The sequence below is a fragment of the Serratia sp. AR11 genome (assembly GCF_056376275.1).
This window is the reverse complement of sequence record NZ_CM150739.1, coordinates 1,220,307-1,240,647: the sequence shown is the minus strand read 5'-3', so window position 1 is coordinate 1,240,647 and position 20,341 is coordinate 1,220,307. Positions and strand designations below refer to the sequence as shown.

Sequence of the window (20,341 nt, the reverse complement as noted above, 5' to 3'; positions counted from 1 at the left end):
GTATCCGTTGGTAGTATGGAGGGTTAGTCGAAGATGCGCATAATGGCGTTAGACTCAGGATGAGTAAGGGCGTAATCCCGCAGTCGGTAGTAATGTTCCGTCATCGCATTGCACATTGTGCGGCAAGCGTGGTGGCTGTAAGTGATGAGGCAGGCGATGATACCAGCGGCCTCATTACCGACGGTGGTGCCATTCCCGTTCAGTGCGTTAAAGAGTGCGTACTCGCCTTCGGTGGACGGGATAATAAATGCCCCCCGTTACTGAGGGTGTAAAATTCCCAATAATCTCCGTGATAGTCCTTACACAAAAGGTCGAGCCAGGAAAATATCGGTGACTCAATCCGGAGCCAATGCGGGACATTACCAAAATGCTGTAACCAGAACGACGGGCGGTCAGCCTCAGAGACGAGCGCGACGATCATCGTCAAGGGGGCGGTTTCATGAGGGCGTTTTTCACATGTCATAAGGTGTTTCCAGACGCTTTTTTCGGGTGAATAAAAGGTAGCCAGACAGGATGTCCGGCTACCGGGATATGAAGGTGTGCGTGTTATTACTGTCAGGTCAATGAGCGGGAAAGGGACGTGTTAAACAAACGATAAGAATGGGATTGATGCTTATGCCTGCACTCTTGACCACGTCGTGTTACGACGCAAATGGGGAGATAATCGGCACCCAGAGCGTCTCTGCCGATCGTGTGTTAAAAAACGCTTTTTAGTGATATCGCCCGGGTAAATATTTATCCAGTCCTCTCTTGGTCAATAGCTTCAGTCCCTCTTTTTTTATCCAGGCATTCTTGTCGCCAAGCGGATGACACAGGCCAGGCGACGAGAGCATTTACATTTTACTCCTGGTCAGCCATTCCACACCGCGAAGCATTCCGGCCCAATAGAACCGAGGCAAGAACCAGACCTTTAACCACCAGGCGAAACGACTCGGTCGGGTGGGGTCAAGCGGAAATGTCGGCAATAACCGGTTTCCATAACCAAACTCCGCCAGCACGACTTTCCCTCTTTCAACGGTCAGTGGGCAGGAGCCGTAGCCGTCGTAGCGTGATGTTGGGCTCTCCCCGCGCATGACCGATGTCAGGTTGTTAGCCACAATGACAATCTGTTTACGCACCGCCGCCACAGTCTTTGCATTGGGCGCTGAACAACAGTCGCCAAGCGAGAAAATGGAGGGCCAGCGTAGATGCTGCAAGGTGAATTTGTCGACATCACACCACCCATTAGCATCGTCAAGTCCACTGTCTGCAATAAATGGGGGGGCGGACTGTGGTGGAACCACATGCAGCATATCAAAGGGCAGCGTCACCTCCTCCTTTTCCCCTCCCGCGACGGCGAAGGTCGCCACTCTTTTTTCACCCTCGACACGAATGAGAGTGTGAGAATAGTTGACCCTGGCGTTATATTTTTTTAACTGGGCCTGTAAAGGGAGAACAAACTCAGGTATGCCAAATACGGTGTTTCCCGCAAGGCAAAAAAAGACGTTGATATTCTCCAGGCAACGCTGACGCTGCCAGTAATCACTGGAAAGGTATAAGGCTTTTTGGGGGGCGCCTGCGCATTTTATAGGGGCAGGGGGTTGAGAAAAAATCGCGTTACCCTGTTTGAGATTTTTCACTACATCCCAGGTATAACTGGCCAGGTCAAAACGATAATTAGACGTCACCCCGTTACGCCCCAGTGTTTCTTCCAGACCGATGATTTTTTCCCAGTGTAATACCAGACCACTTGCCACAATGAGATAATCGTAAGAAATACAGTCACCTGAACGTATCTCAACAACTTTCTCATCGGGTTTGACCCGTGTCACCGTGTCTTTTATCCAGGTGACCCCTGGAGGAAGAACCTGCTGCATGGGCCGGCGTGTTTTTTCAATATCATATACCCCTCCTCCCACCAGGGTCCATGCGGGTTGATAGTAATGATATTCTTGTGGCTCGACCAAAATAATCGTTATGTCTGTGTTTCTTTTTTTTATACTGGCAATGACACCTATTCCGGCAGATCCCCCACCGATGACCAACAGTCGCTGTGATGAAGCCTTCTCAACTCTTGTCATTTACGCCTCCTTTCCCTTCAACTTATCTCAGAGACTTTCCGGTTAATAGGTTTTATTTAGACTGTTACGTTATAATGAATATTTATTATTCCATTTTGCTATATGTAATAACTTTACAGAATAAGTGATTGACACTGTATTTTTCCCATCGCCTAATAGCGTAAAAAAATAACAACAGGGATCCCTATGAGCTTACAGGAGATTATTTTTTTACCTCAACTCCTCCTTTCTCTTTGATGCTCACGGGTGTCATTGTCGGTTTGCTGCTGGCATTGACCGGTGGAGGGGGATCGGTAGTGTGTGTTCCGCTTTTGCTTTATTGGGTAAAAATGAAAGATGTGCACATGGTTATCGCTACCAGTGCGATAACCGTGGCTGTCAGTGCGTTGCTCAGTCTGCTGGCCCATGCCTCACAGGGTCACGTCAGGTGGAAAAAGGGAATATTGCTCACGGTGTTCGCCGTCTCGGGAGCCTTGATTGGCGCGGAGTTGGGCAAGGTGCTCAATGGGAAATACCTGCTGCTTCCGTTCTCACTCCTGATGATGACGGTGGCATTGCTGATGATCAACCGGCTGCGTCGCGTCTCCCCAGCCATCACGGGCCGCGGGCGGTATCCTCACCCCAGATGGGGGGGCATTGCCGGTTTTACGGTGGGGCTGCTTTCGGGTTTTTTGGGTATTGGCGGTGGCTTTTTGGTGGTTCCCGTCCTGGTCTGGCTGTTCCGGTGCTCCACATTGGACGCTATCGCCACCTCACTGATGGTGGTATTTGCCATGGGCGTGTCGACCAGCCTCAGTTATGCCTTAGCGGGCTATGTTGCCCCTGAAAATACGCTGCTGATTATTTTAGGGGGATTTTTCGGTGGCGCTATGGGTACGGTAATAGCTCATCGACTTAAGAAAAACACGAGGGCCATTGAGTTGTTATTTTCAATGATGCTGCTCGCAATGGCACTCTATATGTTAATTAAGAACCTCTGAAAAATACGGGAGAACGCAATGAACCTTCGCCATGTTAATGACTGGCTTTCATTTTCTGATGCACTAACAGCAGAGGCATTTCAGCAACTGTCCCATGAGGGCTATACCCTCGTCGTGAATCATCGTCCCGATGAGGAAGGGGGCAATTATTTAACGCACAGCCAGGAAAAAGTGTTAGCAGACCAGCAGTCTATGGATTATATCTACATGCCGTTCACCTACGATTCATTATCTTGGGAACAAGTCTATACCTTTAATCGGCAAGCAAAGAGTGGAAAGAAAGTAGTGGCGCATTGCCGCTCGGGTTCTCGCTCGGTAGGGATATTTTTTTTGCATGACCTGAATGAAGGTCTGATTGATGAAAAGACCTTTCGGGAATATTGCCGCCAATATAACGCAGACGCTGAACCGGCGCTGGCCTGGTATGCCCGCCAGCAACAATGTTCACCGGTAGCACAGGTACAGGCTTTTTATGAACCGATCAGCGGGAGCCTGCAATATGTGATTGCCGATCCTGAAAGCCAACGCTGCGCCATTATCGACCCAGTGCTGGATTTTAATCGCCAGACCGGCGCAGTTTCGTCTCACCAGGCGCAAAATCTGTTGGATTTTATCCAAAGCTGGCAATGGCAGGTTGCCTGGATATTGGATACGCACCCTCATGCTGACCATTTTTCCGCTGCAGCCTGGCTGGCGGAGCAGACCGGTGCACCCATGGGGATAGGGGAAAAGATCGAAGACGTGCAGACGCTTTGGAAAGCGCTTTATCACTTGCCCGAGCTCAGTGCACCCAAATTAATTTGGGACAGATTATTTAAAGACAGCGACGTTTTTTATGTGGGGAATTTGCGGGGGGAAGCGATGTATTCACCCGGCCATACGCTGGCCTCCGTCACTTACCATATCGGTAATTGCGCCTTTGTCCACGATACGCTGTTCATGCCGGACAGTGGAACTGCTCGTACAGATTTTCCCGGCGGCAGTGCGGAGGCGCTGTGGGAAACATTACAGCGGCTGTTGACGTTACCGGAGGAGACGCGTTTGTTCACCGGCCACGACTACCGGCCAGGTGGCCGTGAGGTGTGCTATGAAAGCACGCTACGGGAACAGCGTGACATCAATCCCTTTTTACGCCATCAAGATCGGGCCAGTTTTAGTGCAATGCGAGCACAACGTGATAAGCAGTTGCCGTTACCGGAGCTCATGTTGATGGCACTGCAAGTGAATATCAATGGCGGCAAACTGCCGTTGCCCGAGAGAGATGGACACCGTTATTTGAAAATCCCGCTCAATCGGTTTTGACGGCTCAGGGTGAACCGTCTCCCGTCGTCTTACCCGTTGGCTTTGCCCCCAGGCCTCCCGGATAACCGGAAGGCCTGCAGTTGATGGCACGTCATCGTGTGAAAAAGAGCTACAGATGATCAACAAGACGCTTGAGGGGGGAAAGCTGACTATTGCCTGATTTGATGTCGCATGATGTGGTTTTAGCATTAACCAATGCCTTCCCCAGGGCTGGGGCCAGCAATTTCGCAGGGTATTGGAAGCTGTACGCCAGAGGGACATGATCGAAGCTGCTGTCATTATGGTAGAAGTGAAAAACAAAGCTTCCAGTCTTGTGATCCAGCATTTTTGAAACAGCCTGTGCCAAATTGGCTGTCAGCAGACTATCCATCAGCGTATCGGGATGATCGATACTGATGTTCATTTGATGAGCCCCTGCCGGGTAATACTGCAGAGTCATTCCCGTTGCCCCCTCAGCCTTATCGCCATAGATATCTTTCAGGTAATACATGATGTCCAGACGTGCTTCATCGGCGTTGCAGGTGAGCCGGAATTTCTCAGTGATTTTCCCCTTCTTCCCCGTGATGATAAATTCATCAACGCCCGCCATAATACGGTCATGCTCAACCTGTACGCTGTCAGCCACCACATTCTGGTATTCCACCGGTTTAGGGTCATACGCCGCTGCATATCCGACCTGGCTCAACTGAGCGCTGACCAACAGGGTAAACATCATTATCACTTTCTTCATGTTCATCATCTCCTTGATAAAAATCACTTATTCAGAATCCGTTAGCGTGACGTATATACTCCCGCCTGAGCGTACTTCTATCGTCAGCGGTTCTTTTGATCCGGTATTCAGCAAAGCCTGAGCCTGATAAAAGCGCCCCGCCACCTCCTCCCTGATATCTGTGATACGGATACAGTGCTCCTCTATGCCCTGACGCTGCAGGATTTTAGTGACCACCGGGCAAGCACTCTGCGCCAACTGTTCGGTACCGGATTGTGTTTTAAAATGATTGCCGGCCACGGCTGACAACACGGTACAAATCAGCCATACCTGTAACAAACGCCAGGGTTTCCCCTGACGCTCGTCACGTTGGCGCAGATACACCATCGGCAGCAGGAACCACCCCAGTGAAGGGGCCGTTATCTCCTGTTTCATCAGGCTCAGTCGGTCGAGCAGCACCCAGACCAGGGAGCACAGCATATAAAGGCCCAGTGCCACCTTTTGTGGGAGGAAAATAGCGGAGAGTCCCCAGATGACCGGAAGACCAAGGGATAAGCACCAGGCGTAGGTGTCTTGCTTGAGAAACGGATAAGGTTTCAACATAGTGAAATAGTCCTTTATTAATCATTGAGTAGAAAACGTAGGGATTAAACGACCTCCCCAGCGAGGGGATCGTATCGGGATGTAAAGAGGAGGGATAATCGTTAGTGAAGATCAATAAACCGAAACCGATCGTTTAAATCTATCGTCAATATCGATCATTAATTTGATATTGATAGTTAAAAGCTATAATAAATCCATGTTCGATCGGCGAAACAGATCGAACGCATGACAGGTTTTTAGACATGCATTAAAAGAAGCGATGCCACAGCAGTTTGGCCAGAGAGAGCAATCGATAACGGATCCGTGTTAACCAGGTTCTGAGTGTATGAGACTCCAGCAGGGCCTCCACGCTTTCGTCAAAGATATCCCCCACCACACGGGCAAAGCCCTCCTTAGCTGTGTCGGTCACCTTTTCGGTCCGATACGCCGGCTCCAATTGTCGGGTTACCCCACTGCTGGCTTTATCCGGTAATGCGGTGATCAGGGCCTCAACCCATCGAGTTATATTGAACCCCTCCGGTGCGGAAACGGCTAAAACGGGGTGGGCCGGTGTAAATACCGCATTCACCTGAGCCACTTTCTCCTGCAGGTGCTGTTGCTGACGTAATGAGGGCAGATGCGCAACGGTATCCCATTCCCGGCAGGGGTCGATTTTATCGGCCTGGTTAAGCACAAAAAGAAACCGGGTCGGATCCGCACCGTGCGACACCAGTTGTCGGTAGCAGCGGATATTGACCTGCTCCCAGTTGATTAGTACACCCCGATGTTAGTAATGTCTTCATAAGCCACATGAGGACATCCCCATGAAGAAGCGTTTTTCCGACCAACAGATCATCAGTATTCTCCGCGAGGCTGAAGCCGGGGTATCCGCCCGTGAACTCTGCCGCAAGCACGCCATTTCCGATGCCACGTTTTACACCTGGCGTAAGAAGTATGGCGGTATGGAGGTGCCTGAGGTTAAGCGCCTGAAGTCGCTTGAGGAAGAGAACGCCAGACTCAAGAAGCTGCTTGCCGAAGCCATGCTGGATAAAGAGGCGCTTCAGGTGGCTCTTGGGCGAAAGTACTGACGACAGACCAGAAGCGGGAAGCCGTGATGTTGATATGTGATGCGACCGGTCTGTCGCAACGTCGTGCCTGCAGGCTCACGGGTTTATCCCTGTCGACCTGCCGCTATGAGGCTCAGCGCCCGGCTGCAGATGCGCATTTATCTGGGCGCATCACTGAGCTGGCACTGGAGCGCAGGCGTTTTGGCTACCGTCGCATCTGGCAGTTGCTGCGCCGTGAAGGGCTGCATGTTAATCATAAGCGCGTGTACAGGCTTTATCACCTCAGTGGCCTGGGCGTAAAACGCAGAAGACGTCGTAAAGGGCTGGCAACAGAACGTCTGCCGCTGCTCCGTCCGGCGGCGCCCAATCTGACCTGGTCGATGGATTTCGTCATGGACGCATTGGCCACCGGTCGCAGGATCAAGTGCCTTACCTGCGTAGACGACTTCACGAAGGAATGCCTGACGGTCACTGTTGCCTTTGGGATTTCAGGCGTGCAGGTCACGCGTATTCTGGACAGCATTGCGCTGTTTCGCGGCTATCCGGCGACGATAAGAACGGATCAGGGCCCGGAATTTACCTGCCGCGCACTCGATCAATGGGCCTTTGAGCATGGCGTGGAGCTGCGACTTATCCAGCCCGGCAAGCCGACACAGAACGGATTTATTGAGAGTTTTAACGGACGCTTTCGCGATGAATGCCTGAATGAACACTGGTTCAGTGACGTCAGTCATGCCAGGAAAACCATCAGTGAATGGCGTCAGGATTATAATGAGTGCCGCCCGCACTCCGCGCTGAATTATCAGACGCCGTCTGAATTTGCGGCGGCCTGGAGAAAGGGTAATTCTGATAGTGAAGGATCCGACATTACTAAGTGAGCGTTGTATCTAATCCTGGGGGCAGGTCAAGGCAAACCGACGAAAAATGCCTTTATCTAACGGTTTAACCGAACGTACCGGACCGAAATACTGGATTTTTATCTGTTCAGAATACTGAATGAAGCACGGGAAATAATGGAGCGCTGGCTGACGGAATATGTAAACTGTCGAGTGAATCGAGATTATTTCCTTCTTATTATATATACTCATCAATTTTCGGCCAAATGTATTTTGCTCCACACCCTTGACCAAAATGGTCGCTCCGTATAATGTGCCTGACGCCTTCAATGTGGACGCAAAATTACCGATAATGGCGCTTTTACCACTATGTCGCCTGGTAGGCAGTGCAGCAGATAATACATTGAAACTGAATCGTAATTACCTTCTAGGCGTTTCGGTAACGGGATGAATACGTCATGCTCAATACATTCTGCAAATCGCTCAGAGCCCACGCGATTTTCTGCCGCTTTCAAGCTGTTTGGATTGAGATCCAGTAATGTGATGTATCGAATTTTGTGTTATGACTTTGCAAGATAATAACCCGTCCCTACACCGACCTCTAAATGTCGAACTCCTATATACTGTTGAAAATGCTCTAGTAGTACAGATTCTGTTTTGCAGCACCACGCATAACGGTTAGAGAGATTTAGCACCCACCAGTCATAGAGTCTTAGTGATAACGGAGTATATACTTTAGCTCCTTTACTGCTGTCTGTATGCATTTATAAATCATTTTATTTATAATGTTAAGTCCATAAATATAACTTACATAGAAAGGTGTTAAAAATATTAAGTATAAAAATTTAGCGGCCAGCAAAATCTCTCTACTTATATGATGAAAGTTGGAGTCAATCCTTTGATAAAACATCCATTATCAACAACTTGATCAAGCTTGTAGTCGAGCGCATACTAGACTATTGCACCTGCAATATAGGTATACGCCGTTACTGATCTCTCACGTATATTGTTTTTTAAAAATTAAAAAAACCAGAACATGTAACGAGTAAAAAACCCGTCAGTGGGTTAGCATTTTTTAACATCCAGTTATATATCATGGCACCCCTTCCTGTTTATAATGCCAGGGAACAAATTCATCCCCCGGCATTCTTAATGATTAAAGCACATAGCCTCCACGTTACAGTTTGGGTACCTTCGTGAAAAAGTTTGCCATTTCATTTGGAAAACCTTTAGCAATCGTTGGGCGAAGGTCGTCCATTGGCACGTTAAAGTCTTTCGGCTGTTCGGACGTTTGCATTTTTTGGTGCGCCGTCACATTTGATTGCAGCCCGTTAAAAATGCCTTTCATATTACCAAACATATCGTCACAGGATTTTGTCACGTTGCTCATCACGGACTTCGCCGCATCAGGGCCCGACATCTGAATATTACTCACCCCTTGCATAAAAGGTTGGCTAAGGGAAGATTGAGAATTCTGTCCCAGGCTGCCGCCCGCCTGCATGGTTTCAAAGATTTTTGCTGGATCTAACATAGTAATTACCTCTTCTCGGTTGTGTTTACATCGCTTTTGGGCAGGAGAATCCTCTCAACGCCCGTGACCAGAGTGGGAAATCCTTCATGGTGGAACGCAATTCCAGTTTCAGCATGCCAACGACGGAAGACATTGACATCGTTAACTCACGCCTATCGCCGGCAAGGGGTACTGGATTACTGGCATCAAACATGCGGAACAAAGCCCAGGGGCCGTCAAAACTGGAAACCTGAATCTGGCCGGTACCCGTTCTAAATGTCAGGCGAACATAGCTGCCGCCTTTGGGGCCGGGCCAATCAATGCGGGTTGGCTGACTGTAACCGTGGCTGTAGGTAATCACCTGGCCATCAATATCCAAAGTGGCTTCGGTAATGGTAGGCGTCAGTGATAATGGCCTGATAAACATTGAAAAAGAGAGCTTCTCGCCCGAGGTAAAGAAAGTGTCGCGAATCAATCGGGCATTTTCGAAAGCCCCCAAGGTACTCGCATTGACAATGCCTTCGGCTCCTGGCTTGGCATTCCACTTTTTGGCGTTCACATCCACGTAGGAGGCCAAGTTTTCGTCAAAGAACTGCTGCATGGCGCCATCGCGACCGAACATACGTGAGAAGTCTTCGATCCCGACCTCTGCCCTGGCGTTGCGGGCAAACGGATAACGCCCGCTGATGCTCCCTTTGCACAATCCGGAGGCCAGCGACGAAGCCCCTTTGCTCAGATTTTTTTGGCTCTGCTGCACCGTCTGGCTATCCCCAACCTGCAGGAGATCCATCATGACGCTGTACACCGGCTCCGGCTGCCGCGCCGCATCCAATTGCAAGCGCTTCAAGGTGCCGCCGGCCGGTACCACTTGCCCGCCGCGCAGCGAGGTAGACAACGTGGTCAACTGGCTATAGAGCGCCTCAAAACTGCGGCTCAAGGGATCATTGCTGGCATTGGTGGTTTGCAGTAGCTGGTAGCCCAGGCGACGAAGCAGTTCAAAGCGATCTTCAACCGCCCGTTCCGGCGTCAGACGAAAGCGCGCACGCTCGCCGGAGATTTCGCCGAGAATATCACGCCGTTGCTGCTCAATTCGGTTGCGCTGACGATCGAACCAGCTGGCCGCATCCCCTTGATTAGTTCCCGTAATGCTGGTTTCCCGAGCGGCAAACCGCACCAGGTTAGCCAATGGCGAAGACGGATCCGACAGTTGACGCGCCAAAATCGCCGCATCCTCAAGCCCGTTAACCGGCCGGGCCCGAACGTCGCGAACAAAGGCATCCCACTTGTCCGCATACTCAATCAGATAGAGTTTCCTCGCCTCATCGGCCAGCTTCTGCGCGGAAGCAAGTGTGGTGACTTTCGAGCCATCCTCTTTGCTGTCGCGCAGCACCCAGGACTCCTCTTCGATCATATCCTTGGCGGCATAGTCCAGCTGAGGCAGGAACACATCCCGATAACTGGCTCGGGTATAGAACCCCGGCACGGCGCTATCGGTAACCGTTGCCTGACTCTTGCGCCGCAACATCAAAGAGACATTTGGCCCCGCAGCATCGGCCAAAGAAATGTCGCCGATGGCGGCCGGCAAGGGTTTTTCTTCTATGCGGCGCACAACCCTGAGCTGCATCGGAATATTCATCGCCTTCACCCGTGCCAAGCGCAACAGATCGCCGTCCATTTTCATCACCGGCGCATCGGGCAACGAGAACATTTCGCGCAAGTGGTAAGCGAAAATATCCTTGTTCATATCGGTGTAGCCTTGCGGCATAAAGTTTTCCCACCGCGCCATAAACCAATCGTTCAGCGCCTGTGCGGAACGATGCGAAGGTTGCCCCATCATCAGATAAACCTTCAGGGTGCTATACACATCTTTATTGGAGGCCGATACGTCGTTCTTCAGCTCACTGGCTATGTAGTTCTCTACCGCCGGCCAGAAAATCTGCAGCAAATGGCGCTGGTAGGTTTTTTGCGCCGCGTTGTTGATCAGCTTGTGTTCGAAGTAGGGATTCGGCAAAGGTGACACTTCACCTCCCAGTTGGGCGTTCATATAGCCCATTTGTTCATACGCAGAAATAACGTCATCGCTGATGCGATTAGTGACAGGTATCTCACGCACGATGCGTTTTGTTTCATCGAAGCGTGCCGCAATATAGGAAATATAATCGCTCTCCCACAGGTAACGCATCGCCAACAGGTTGAAAGACACCGCCAATAGGATCAACACCAGGGTATAGCGCCCAATCACGCCCATTCTGTTGCCCAACGGCAGCCCATGCGACGACTGCTGCAATACCCCGCGCTCCTGTCTGGCGTAGCTCAGTTCAGGGTGATATATGCACCCGGTTGGACGGGCTTCATACATGTCCGCCGCCTGCGCGTTATAAATAGCGCCCTGCGGCGGCAGCGCGACGGTGCTGCCCAACCAAACCTGCTGCAGATGGCAGGAATAGCCCACCGGGGTCTGCGGGAAGATCTGCTCCAACAGCGAATAAAGCGGATTGCCCAGCGAGCCGAGCGCCTCCGTGAAAAACAGCAGTTGCTGACGATTGTGGCCGTCCGGCACATCGTGCAACAGCTCAAGAACGTGATGACTGACTCGCGCCACCATTTCACGGTAAAGGGTTTCGTACTGTTCGAAAGGAGTTTCCCCCTGTTTGGCGCGATTGAGACTAAAACCCATGCCTTTTTGCAACAGATCGTCGCCCAGCATCGACAGGAAGGTGGCCCCGCCGACAATCTGATCGATATGGCTAATGGTGAAGTACACCGCCAGATCGCTGCGAAACCAGGCGGCGAGTTCCAACAAGCGCACCCGCAACGCATCGGCCACGGATTTTCTTTCCGTCAGCGACGCATGCAGCAGCCAACGTGCATCCAGGCATAATATGATGCCGTCAATTCCCGGATGGCGGCGATGGCGCTTAATCAGTTTGAACAGGGTGTCGCGCGCTTTGCTGCCTTCTTCGTCCAAGCCGTTCAACTGCAACCATTCGCCAGAGGTGTCTATATACACCGAGTTTTCCGCCAGCCACCAGTTACAGTCCTGCGTCGGCCCGATATCCACCGTCTGCTGCAGGCCATAATGCTCCGCCATCAGAAAACGTTCCCCGCTTTCTCCGATTAGCGATGTTTTCCCGCTGTTCGGCGGCCCAATAACCAGGAACCAGGGTTTTTCACCGATGTGATGGCGGTTAAAGCGGTATTTAAAGCGCTGCCAATTGGTGCACTGCTTCGCTAATCCCACGTACTGCAATGTGCGCATAGCATCGTAAAAACGCGAGGTCACGCGATCGCGCTGGGCCGACTTTTTCTTGACCGGTGCAGGCGCTCGGGCGTGGCCGAATACCCAAGACAAAAATGTCGCGACGAATGGCCACAGCGCCCAGCACAGAATCAGAGCGATGATGATGCCGCGCCCCCACACGGTGAACAAAGGCCTGTAAGTGCCGATGGCAATCAGCGGCCCAATCCACCACACCACCGCACAAAGCAATAGGGCCAGCACTAAGACGAATGATCTACGTATCATATAACTTCCTTATTCCGACGCAGGTGAGTTCCTTCAGTTTTCCCCAGGGGCAGCCGCAACATCTGCTTTGTTTAAATCCGCTGGCGGATCGGATATCTCTCGTTCACCAATTTTCCAAAGAATGTCTACCCGGCGGTTACGGCGGCGCCCTTCTTCGGTCGCATTGTCATCCAGCGGTTCTGCATCCCCTTTGCCGACCGACGTCACGGTTCGGTTGTATTTGCTATTGACCAGCGACTCTCGCAGCTTTTCCGCCACCGTCTGCGCACGCGCTTCGGAAAGCTTCAGGTTGGAGTTGTTGGACGTTTTGCGATACTGAGTGTTGTCCGTATGGCCGATCACTTCCAAGTCACCCGGCCACGGGGCCAAGGCTTCCCCCAGGCGCTCAATATTGCGTTTCTGTTTAAACTCCTCCGACAGTGTCGACTTGCCGTTGGCGAATGCGCCATCGGAAGTAAAGATTAACAACCAGCCACGCGGATCCGCCCTGACCTCAAGCCAACCTTCTCTAAGTATTTGAGGCAGCGGCTGCGGAAGGGTTTCCATTATATTGATTTTTCTAGGTATTGGTGGCGTCCATGCCAAGATGGCATTACGCAACGCCCGTGATTGTTCGTGTAGATACCAAGCAGCTGACCCATATGTCAGCAATGCCAGCAACATGCCGTAGCCCAATAACTTTATAGGGGTGACTCGGCTCACTCTATGCGTCACCCTCTCCGGTTTGGCATCGGCCAGCGTTTGCGTCGGATCCTGGCTATATAAGTAACTATCAAGATGATTGCGTACGTCAGCCAACAACACTGCCCCACGCTCCATCACATGGAATTTCCCCTCAAACCCCAGTGACAGGACAAGATCGTAGAAAGCCAGGATATCCTTATCCCGCGGAGTGGCGGCCAGATAGCCCTGCAGATGGTCAAAGCATTTTTCGCCGCCCCAGGCGTCGCGATAAAACTCGACCAGCAGGCTGAGATTTAGCGTGCCCGCTTCCAGAGTGCTCATGCAGCATTCGTCAACATAAGAGCAAAGCAGGTACGCCAGCTTGTCCACATCATCCGGCGTAATATGTTCCTTCAGTAAGCTCTGCTGAAACTGCTGTATCTCCCGGACCATTTGGGCGCGCACCGCCGCCGGATTCAGCTGCCCCTGATCGCGCCCCCGTTCCACCTGCAGTAAAACCGGTATCGCCGCAGCAATCAGCGCATTATCCCAATGCCCCATCATCACGCCGGGCCTGCTCAACGCCGCCCGTCCAAATAGGCCATTGACGCTACCTGAAGCTGCCTCGCCAGCCTGTGCTACCGCGTGAGGTTCACCGGTTGCCGCTGTGACAAATTCAGACTCACCCGCTGCTGGCTCGGCATGCGCGGCTCCCGCCGGATTTCCCTGACTGCCAGGACGCATTTTCGCGGCCAATGCGCGAGCGCCCAGGGAAAGCCCGGCAATTTCCGCTGCAATTTTCCCCGCCTCCGCAGAGGGAAGCTGTGGATAAGCTTTGTTGCGTGTGGCCGCCATCGCCTCGCGCATTTTTCTCTCGAACTCGTTCATCCTACTCTTCCTTGCCTTAGCCCCCAGACGTCAAAACGCAAATCCGGGAAGTCGCCAACAATACTGAGCGCCAGCGCCGATCCAGCCATCATTTCCTTATAAATAGGGTCTGAGTGATCGACCTCGAAATAAATGCTGTTCGGGTAATAAGGGATATGCCGCGGCGGTGATGCCATAGGGAGCAGTCGCGCTCCCGGCAATTGCAAATCGATCAGTTGAATGATTTTCTCCACCGACCCCAACTTGACCTGAGCGGGGAAGTACGAGCGCAAATGCTCGATGGATAAACCACAACTGACGGCAAACACCAGTTTTTCCAACCGCAGTTGGGTATCGTTTTGACACAGATAAATACCGTCCCCCCGATCAATAAACGACAGTGCTACTGCAGGCGCTTCGATAACCAATGACAGTGCTCGGCGAATCGAGGCGAACAGCTGAAAATAGCTGTTGTGCGGCTCGTTGTGCAGATACACCAGATCCGCACGATCCCACAGGCGTTCTCCGCCGGGGATTATGCTCAACCGCCCCAACAGGCTCAGCAAGGTTTCGAACAGCTTTTCCGGATGCACCTGCGGGCACGCCAACAGTTGGCTGATGCGCAAGTTAAACTCGCTCAACGTCTGCAACAGCAGCAATTCCAACAGTTCAGAAAGCCCGCCAATGGTCATATGCACATCGGGCCGGAATACCGACTCCAGGCGCTGACTGATCAGGCCGAGCAGTTCGCTGGTGAAGCCGGGCAACCAGCCGATGGCACGGAAATCGAGCAGCGGCGGCAATGCACGTTCATCCAACATAATTCGGCGATCGCTGGTTATTTCGCGAATAAAGCCAACCGGCAAGGCGCTTTCCGCACTGCTGACGGTTTCCTCCAGGCTCAGCCGGGTAACCAAGCTCCCTAACTGCATGGTGCATACGCGCGGCGTGCCTTCCAGGCTAACGCCATGGTTGCGATCCGGCACCTCGGCATCCACAGTGCGAAACCGGCTGTTCTTGCGATCATCCTGAACTAGGTCAATCTGCGCGTTGCCCGTAATATCCATCAGCACCGACAGGCAAACCACCTTCCCTTGGCAATCCTCGCCCATCACCAACGGCAAAGGCAGCGGCACATCTTCCGGCATGCTGAAAGGCGTGCCGTCCGGAAAGACTCCTTTGGCTTTTTTCAGCGCGAATTTGCCCTGTTCCAATAGCCCGCGATCGATCTCCAGCGTGATAAAACCCCAGGTAAAGGTCTCGACGCTGCGCAGCCTCGTATCAATCAAGTGTTCGAAAAACCGTTCCTGTTGCTGGAAGTGCTGCGGCTCCATCAACATGCCTTCTACCCAGGCGACGCGTTGTTTAGGTAACATGTCATTCATCCATTTTGTCGTTAGCCACTACTGAGAGTGACGTCATTCCCACCATTACCTTTATTTGCGAATAAGCCAGCGCTGGTGATTTTTGTTCGGCTAAAGGCAATACCCCACTGATTTGCTGAAACTCCGCGCCGATAACGATCCACCGTTCCTGTCCGGCGGGAACCTCAAAGCGATAACGCCGCGTCTCTTTCGGTTGCAGAATGCTCTGATTGCGGCTCAATACCCCCTCAGTCAAAGGCGCATCGCGACAAGGTGCGCCATCGCTAACCCCTTCCGGTATCCAGCCGGGCCGGGTGGTTTCGATCACGCACACCTTGACAGGCTGCGCCTGACCGGCGGAATTGGGATTCGCATCGGCACCGGCGGTAACATCAACGTCAATCGAACGCATTCGGTTGGTCATCTCCTGTGACGGATCCTGAGAGAACCAACTGCACCCGCTCAGTAACCCTGCCGCCAGAACGCCCGATGCGGCATACCCCCGGAGCATCCTCACCATGGTGACTCCTATGCGTTGATAAAATACTTGGTCTGACTTGGCGCAATTTGATTCGCGACCATGTTGTTGTTATTGGTCATGCTCATATCCCCCAAACGCGTTGCCGGCATGCCCTGGATAAAATATTTCCCCGAGCCCTGCATCGGTTGCATTTGGGCTGAATGGGTACCTGAGGCGGCACCGATAACGCCCCCAGAATCGATAGTCGTCACCCGGATAGTGGCTATATTCTGTTCATTGCCACCGCAACAGAAATAGTTGGCGACGTTCGGTATGCCGGTATTGTTCGGCGCGGTATTCGGGCCCGGCGCCGGTATCATCGGATCACAGCCGGCAAAGCTGATCCCCCCCATGTTGGTATTGGCCGCTGTCATTTCGATTACCCCACGTGTACCTGGCCGCCATCGATCTTCAGCACCGCCGAAGACTTCAAAGAACCAATTTCGCTTTTCATGACAAAGCTTTGATCGGCATCCTGCACAATGTGCTTTGCCTGAACTTCGTCGGTTTGATCCACCTTGCGGCTGGCATATCCGCTGCGGACGAACAAGCGCTGGGAAATCTGATGCAGGGTGTCAGCAATCCAGCGGCTGCTGCGCGTCAGCAGCGTGAAATCCGGGCTATGCAGCATCAGTCGCTTAGCACCATGCAGTTCAATTTCCGGCGCCACAATGCGCAAACTGGCGCATCGGCTATCGAGCGTCATCAGGGTGTTTTCCTGGCGGCGCGACAAAATCTCGGTAATGACCAATTTTGTTCCGTCAACAATGACGCAAACGCGATCGCCCTCCAAAGGCCGCACCAGGCAACTGGTGGCCACCGCCAGGCAATAAGCGCGCATGCCATCGACATACAGCCCCCCATTGGCGTCAGCCTCCACCGTTACCACCTTGCGGCTGCCCTGTTCTGCCCGTGGGGCTCGGCTCACCAATCGCAACGGGGTAACACTGGTGTTGGCACCCCCTTTCTGATGCTGTTCTCTTCTGGATTTATACATATCTGCTCGCTCCTGTAGGTCGCGGATAGGTTGGTTGTCGTGGGCCCGGTTGTTGATGTGCGTACCATTCATCAATGGCAATTAAAAAAGGGTCGGCGTTGAGGGGGGCAGTCTCAGTGCGGCAACGTTTTGCGCCGTGCAACCGGGCCGTTTGCTGCTGTGCGGTGGACAAAGGTTGCTCCAGCAAATTCATCTCCCGCAAATCGGCCTGATTGAGGTTGGCCTGCGCCAGCTCGCACCGGTGGAATTCCGCCCGCGGCAGCACTGCCTTCTCCCAATTAGCGCCGTTCATTGCGCACTCGCTGAAACGCGCATCCTGACCTTGCGCCATCAGCAAAACCGCTTGGTTAAAATCGCAGCGCAGCAGCCTTGCTTCGGTAAAAATCGCCAGCGACAGATCGCTGCCGGCGAAGGAACACGCCTCCAGCTCAGAGCGATGAAAGCTGGCCCCCAAAAGCGGCAGCTCAGCCAAAATACACTTCGTCAGCCGGCTGGCGAACCAGATGCGACCTAGCCCTGTGATGGCCTGCCAGCTGCAGTTCTCGATCTGGCAACTCCCCGCCACCTGCCGTTCCAAAGACAAGGCTTGCCAGACGCAACCCTTGATTTGGCAGGCGTACCAATTGACGTCATGCAACAATCCCTGATGCATCATCACGTTCTCCACCACGCAGGTCTGTGCGGCAAAATGGCTTAAGCGGCTGTGTTCAACCTCCGCGCCCCGCACTTTACTGCGGTTCAGGCTGAGATCGTCAAACAGGCAATTAACGACAAAACACCCCTGTAAGTCGCCTTCGTTGTACGCCAGATTCCAGACGCTGACCCCATTCAGACTCAGGTTGTCTTGCCGGCATTCGCTAAATGTCAGACGCGCCAGCCGGCCGCCGACAATACCGATATCTTTCATCGTGCAGCGCTCGAAATGCAGTTGGCGTAGATCGCAGTCTTTAAAGACCACCCGTTCAAAGCGGCAGTCGATGAAAAAGCAGTCGCTCAGCGCCAGCACCTGCAGTTCACGATCGTGAAAGTACCGTTTTTTGAACACCCGGGATTTAGGCGATACCTGAGCCAGCGCCCCCTCGACCTCTTGTTTGATCGCCTCGGCGTCAGGCAATGCCTGTTGAATAACGCGGCTGTCAGTTGTCATGCGGATACCCTCCATGCAGGGCTCTGCGAGGCATCCAGCACGCGCGTTCAAACAGGCAGCCGCTAAATCGGGTAGCCGCATCCTGCCAGGACATCGCCAGGTTTGCCGATGCCAGATTGCACTGGTCAAACCCCGCATCACGCAAATCGGCGTTATACAACATGCCTTGCTGCAGGCTGGTGTTTTGCCAACGCGAATGAGCCAGTACGCTATCTTTGAAACGCGCCCCCGCCATATCGCAGGCGGTTATTGACGAAGAGGTCAAATCCGCCTGATCGAAGTTACTTTCGATGAAAGAGCAGTGCAGTAAGCGGCAACCAGCCAGGTCGGCCTGTTTCAACCCGACTTTGGTGAAACTGCAATCACTGAACGTCGAGCAGGCAAAATCCACCTGCATCCCCGCCGTCATGCTTTCAATGCTGCTGCGTTCAAAGCGGGCTTTTCGCCAGACACCGCCAAGCAGGGAGTTCTTGGTCATCACCATGTCGAGGCTCACCGCCTCCTCGGCCAAACAGCGATTGAATATGCAGGCGTCCAATTGACCCTGCAGAAAGCGAACCCCGCACAGCACTGTCCCATTGAACATGCCATTGCCGATCGTGCAGGCGTCGAAGCAGCTCGCACTCAACGTCCCTTGATTAAATACGCAGTAGTTCAGCGTTGACTTCCCAACCTGCAAGCGCTGGCCTTGCGGTGCCTCCAGCGTCACGTTGTCGAACGTCACTTCACGCAGATGGCTTTCCGTCAGCACCGCGTCTTGTAACGTGCAGTGGCTCATTCGAACGTTGCGCAAGGTCGTCCGTGTGAGATCCGCTGCGACAAAAACACATTTTTCGAACGCGCAGTTTTCCAGCGTCGCTTGCGAAAAATCGCACGCCACAAAGCGGCAGCGGAGGAAGGTTTTACCCGTCAGGTGGCCGCTAAAACGCACACTGCTAAAGTTTTTTTCCTCCAAGGTCGCGATATCCTGATAGAGCAGATCGGCCTCGTTATCATCAGGTACCTCCGGCAACGCTCCCGACGCCGCAGGCTCAGCCTGTTGCTGCCGGTGTACTGCAATGGCCTCGCGGATGCGCTGATAAAAAGCGGCCGACGTCCCTGCGGCGGTGGGCGTAGGGTCGTAATGCAGCGAATTGGGGTGATCTGCGGCGGACTCGATGATGTTCAGCCCCATATCCGCCGGCATCAGGTCCGGGTCGAACAAAAACTCAAAGGGAGAGGCACCGTCATCGCTGCGCTTATGCAGCACCTGCTGGAAATGGTCGAGGGAACGGGGAGCATCACAACGATCCAGCGCCGCCATCATCAACTCGATAGACTCATCCAAAAGATGCTCAACCGGCACGCTGCCGGTAAAGATCATCAGAGCGATATCGCTATCCGGCAGGAACCACAGCGTCTTGCGCTGCAAAGCGACGGTTTCCAATTGGCCGCTCCCATGACGGCGAATAAATACCTGCCCGCGCACCGCAGGCAAAACGCCGTGAATCGCCTCGCCTTGCGCATGAAATCCCTGCAGTCCAAACGGCACCTGATCCGGCCACTCCGCCTCCGACAGCCACTGCGCGGGCGGCGCCATCTGGAAATAGCGTCTATCGATCGCGGCCGGCAACCCCGGGAAGACAGTTTCCAGGTATTCCTTGCCCGACATCTGGCTCGCCACCTTGTCGATATGCGCTTTACGCAGCAGGAACTCGTGCGGCACCGGGGTTGGCGCCGCCAATGGCGAGCGCTCCTGTGCGGAACCGTCGGCGACCAGGTTCATCAGCAAAGGCCGCAGGCCATCGTCGCTGCCGCGCCCCAACGGATTTTCCTTGACCTCTGTTCCTCCCCAAGCTGAAGGATGATCCATCGGCATTCTGAGAAAAGGCTCTACGCCAAGGGTACCGCGCCGCCCTTCCCCCTCAATGCGCCAACGGCGCGAGAGGCTGCCGATATCCGCGCTGACGTTCAACGTTTTAACCGGCCGGCCAATACCGGCATGCCCGGCGATCAGATACTCGGCGAACGGCTTGGGTTCCGCAGCGTCCAACGCAGGAAAACTGACAGGCGCGCTTCTCCACGCCTCCCAAATCTGGGCCTCGCTCACGAAGTGTGCCGGCTGGGACAGATAACAACCTGCAATGACGCTGACGCCAAGCCTGCTTTCTCGTCCGAGCTGATAGCCCCCTTTGATAACAACCAACTGCTGCGGTCGTATGATTCTCATTG

Annotated in this window: 16 protein-coding genes and 2 pseudogenes; 4 read left to right on the top strand and 14 right to left on the bottom strand. The window is 53.2% G+C overall.

What is annotated here, in order from left to right:
- Positions 1 to 23: 23 nt before the first annotated feature.
- Both ACSOSI_RS05840 and ACSOSI_RS05835 read right to left on the bottom strand, forming a co-directional pair.
- Positions 24 to 463, bottom strand: a pseudogene (locus ACSOSI_RS05840) (antirestriction protein).
- 370 nt (positions 464 to 833) lie between these two features.
- Positions 834 to 2,060, bottom strand: coding sequence for an NAD(P)/FAD-dependent oxidoreductase (locus tag ACSOSI_RS05835; RefSeq protein ID WP_208904705.1), 1,227 nt, complete (start codon positions 2,058 to 2,060; stop codon positions 834 to 836).
- A gap of 260 nt (positions 2,061 to 2,320) precedes the next feature.
- Between ACSOSI_RS05835 and ACSOSI_RS05830 the strand changes: the two genes are divergently transcribed.
- Complete coding sequence (locus ACSOSI_RS05830) at positions 2,321 to 3,040, top strand: sulfite exporter TauE/SafE family protein (protein ID WP_476706686.1); 720 nt, start codon at positions 2,321 to 2,323, stop codon at positions 3,038 to 3,040.
- An 18-nt stretch (positions 3,041 to 3,058) separates the two neighbouring features.
- Positions 3,059 to 4,342, top strand: coding sequence for a bifunctional sulfur transferase/dioxygenase Blh (gene blh / locus ACSOSI_RS05825; protein WP_476706685.1), 1,284 nt, complete (start codon positions 3,059 to 3,061; stop codon positions 4,340 to 4,342).
- Between the two features lie 109 nt (positions 4,343 to 4,451).
- On the opposite strand, the gene ACSOSI_RS05820 is transcribed toward blh, so the two are convergent.
- The 3 genes from ACSOSI_RS05820 to ACSOSI_RS05810 all read right to left on the bottom strand — a co-directional run bounded on the left by ACSOSI_RS05820 (position 4,452) and on the right by ACSOSI_RS05810 (position 6,327).
- A complete protein-coding gene (locus ACSOSI_RS05820) occupies positions 4,452 to 5,072 on the bottom strand; it encodes a hypothetical protein (RefSeq protein ID WP_476706684.1) in 621 nt (206 codons plus the stop codon).
- A gap of 27 nt (positions 5,073 to 5,099) precedes the next feature.
- Positions 5,100 to 5,654 (bottom strand): hypothetical protein, encoded by a 555-nt coding sequence (locus tag ACSOSI_RS05815; protein ID WP_476706683.1) that lies wholly within the window; start codon positions 5,652 to 5,654, stop codon positions 5,100 to 5,102.
- 247 nt (positions 5,655 to 5,901) lie between these two features.
- Positions 5,902 to 6,327, bottom strand: coding sequence for a hypothetical protein (locus tag ACSOSI_RS05810; RefSeq protein WP_476706682.1), 426 nt, complete (start codon positions 6,325 to 6,327; stop codon positions 5,902 to 5,904).
- A gap of 130 nt (positions 6,328 to 6,457) precedes the next feature.
- Here ACSOSI_RS05810 and ACSOSI_RS05805 point away from each other — a divergent pair.
- Together ACSOSI_RS05805 and ACSOSI_RS05800 are read left to right on the top strand one after the other, a co-directional pair.
- A protein-coding gene (locus ACSOSI_RS05805) for an IS3 family transposase (RefSeq protein WP_112150724.1) occupies positions 6,458 to 7,578 on the top strand; the annotation gives its coding sequence in 2 pieces (ribosomal slippage) (positions 6,458 to 6,716 and positions 6,716 to 7,578; 1,122 coding nt in all).
- A 30-nt stretch (positions 7,579 to 7,608) separates the two neighbouring features.
- A pseudogene (locus ACSOSI_RS05800) lies at positions 7,609 to 7,737 on the top strand (integrase core domain-containing protein); the annotation flags it as partial.
- Positions 7,738 to 8,713: 976 nt separating this feature from the next.
- Here the strand turns inward: ACSOSI_RS05800 and ACSOSI_RS05795 are convergent.
- Genes ACSOSI_RS05795 through ACSOSI_RS05755 form a run of 9 tightly spaced genes read right to left on the bottom strand, consistent with a single transcriptional unit; the run spans position 8,714 to position 20,339 of the window.
- Entirely contained in the window at positions 8,714 to 9,067 is a 354-nt protein-coding gene (locus ACSOSI_RS05795; protein WP_112347629.1) for a DUF6277 family protein, read from the bottom strand.
- Positions 9,068 to 9,092: 25 nt separating this feature from the next.
- Positions 9,093 to 12,572 carry a type VI secretion system membrane subunit TssM gene (gene tssM / locus ACSOSI_RS05790; protein WP_476706681.1) on the bottom strand — a complete coding sequence of 1,160 codons (3,480 nt, stop codon included), beginning with the start codon at positions 12,570 to 12,572 and terminating at the stop codon, positions 9,093 to 9,095.
- A 33-nt stretch (positions 12,573 to 12,605) separates the two neighbouring features.
- The gene (locus ACSOSI_RS05785) at positions 12,606 to 14,123 is read right to left on the bottom strand and encodes a DotU/TssL family secretion system protein (protein WP_112347631.1); all 1,518 of its coding nucleotides are present in this window, start codon (positions 14,121 to 14,123) and stop codon (positions 12,606 to 12,608) included.
- The gene (gene tssK / locus ACSOSI_RS05780) at positions 14,120 to 15,478 is read right to left on the bottom strand and encodes a type VI secretion system baseplate subunit TssK (RefSeq protein WP_112347632.1); all 1,359 of its coding nucleotides are present in this window, start codon (positions 15,476 to 15,478) and stop codon (positions 14,120 to 14,122) included. Before tssK ends, ACSOSI_RS05785 begins: the two co-directional genes overlap by 4 nt.
- Before the next feature lies 1 nt (position 15,479).
- Positions 15,480 to 15,986 (bottom strand): type VI secretion system lipoprotein TssJ, encoded by a 507-nt coding sequence (gene tssJ, locus ACSOSI_RS05775; RefSeq protein WP_112347633.1) that lies wholly within the window; start codon positions 15,984 to 15,986, stop codon positions 15,480 to 15,482.
- A gap of 8 nt (positions 15,987 to 15,994) precedes the next feature.
- Positions 15,995 to 16,360 (bottom strand): PAAR-like domain-containing protein, encoded by a 366-nt coding sequence (locus ACSOSI_RS05770; RefSeq protein ID WP_112347634.1) that lies wholly within the window; start codon positions 16,358 to 16,360, stop codon positions 15,995 to 15,997.
- A 5-nt stretch (positions 16,361 to 16,365) separates the two neighbouring features.
- Positions 16,366 to 16,983: a DUF3540 domain-containing protein gene (locus tag ACSOSI_RS05765; RefSeq protein WP_112347635.1), complete on the bottom strand. Its 618-nt coding sequence runs from the start codon at positions 16,981 to 16,983 to the stop codon at positions 16,366 to 16,368.
- Complete coding sequence (locus ACSOSI_RS05760) at positions 16,976 to 18,130, bottom strand: pentapeptide repeat-containing protein (RefSeq protein ID WP_261168335.1); 1,155 nt, start codon at positions 18,128 to 18,130, stop codon at positions 16,976 to 16,978. The genes ACSOSI_RS05765 and ACSOSI_RS05760 overlap by 8 nt, the downstream gene beginning before the upstream one ends.
- Positions 18,120 to 20,339: a DUF2169 family type VI secretion system accessory protein gene (locus tag ACSOSI_RS05755; protein WP_112347636.1), complete on the bottom strand. Its 2,220-nt coding sequence runs from the start codon at positions 20,337 to 20,339 to the stop codon at positions 18,120 to 18,122. The genes ACSOSI_RS05760 and ACSOSI_RS05755 overlap by 11 nt, the downstream gene beginning before the upstream one ends.
- Positions 20,340 to 20,341: the final 2 nt, after the last annotated feature.

Bases quoted from the DNA above. Each gene is read 5' to 3' on its own strand.
- ACSOSI_RS05835 (WP_208904705.1), bottom strand. From the start codon at position 2,060: ATGACAAGAGTTGAGAAGGCTTCATCACAGCGACTGTTGGTCATCGGT.
- blh (WP_476706685.1), top strand. From the start codon at position 3,059: ATGAACCTTCGCCATGTTAATGACTGGCTTTCATTTTCTGATGCACTA.
- ACSOSI_RS05820 (WP_476706684.1), bottom strand. From the start codon at position 5,072: ATGAAGAAAGTGATAATGATGTTTACCCTGTTGGTCAGCGCTCAGTTG.
- ACSOSI_RS05815 (WP_476706683.1), bottom strand. From the start codon at position 5,654: ATGTTGAAACCTTATCCGTTTCTCAAGCAAGACACCTACGCCTGGTGC.
- ACSOSI_RS05795 (WP_112347629.1), bottom strand. From the start codon at position 9,067: ATGTTAGATCCAGCAAAAATCTTTGAAACCATGCAGGCGGGCGGCAGC.
- tssM (WP_476706681.1), bottom strand. From the start codon at position 12,572: ATGATACGTAGATCATTCGTCTTAGTGCTGGCCCTATTGCTTTGTGCG.
- ACSOSI_RS05785 (WP_112347631.1), bottom strand. From the start codon at position 14,123: ATGAACGAGTTCGAGAGAAAAATGCGCGAGGCGATGGCGGCCACACGC.
- tssK (WP_112347632.1), bottom strand. From the start codon at position 15,478: ATGTTACCTAAACAACGCGTCGCCTGGGTAGAAGGCATGTTGATGGAG.
- tssJ (WP_112347633.1), bottom strand. From the start codon at position 15,986: ATGGTGAGGATGCTCCGGGGGTATGCCGCATCGGGCGTTCTGGCGGCA.
- ACSOSI_RS05770 (WP_112347634.1), bottom strand. From the start codon at position 16,360: ATGACAGCGGCCAATACCAACATGGGGGGGATCAGCTTTGCCGGCTGT.
- ACSOSI_RS05765 (WP_112347635.1), bottom strand. From the start codon at position 16,983: ATGTATAAATCCAGAAGAGAACAGCATCAGAAAGGGGGTGCCAACACC.
- ACSOSI_RS05760 (WP_261168335.1), bottom strand. From the start codon at position 18,130: ATGACAACTGACAGCCGCGTTATTCAACAGGCATTGCCTGACGCCGAG.
- ACSOSI_RS05755 (WP_112347636.1), bottom strand. From the start codon at position 20,339: ATGAGAATCATACGACCGCAGCAGTTGGTTGTTATCAAAGGGGGCTAT.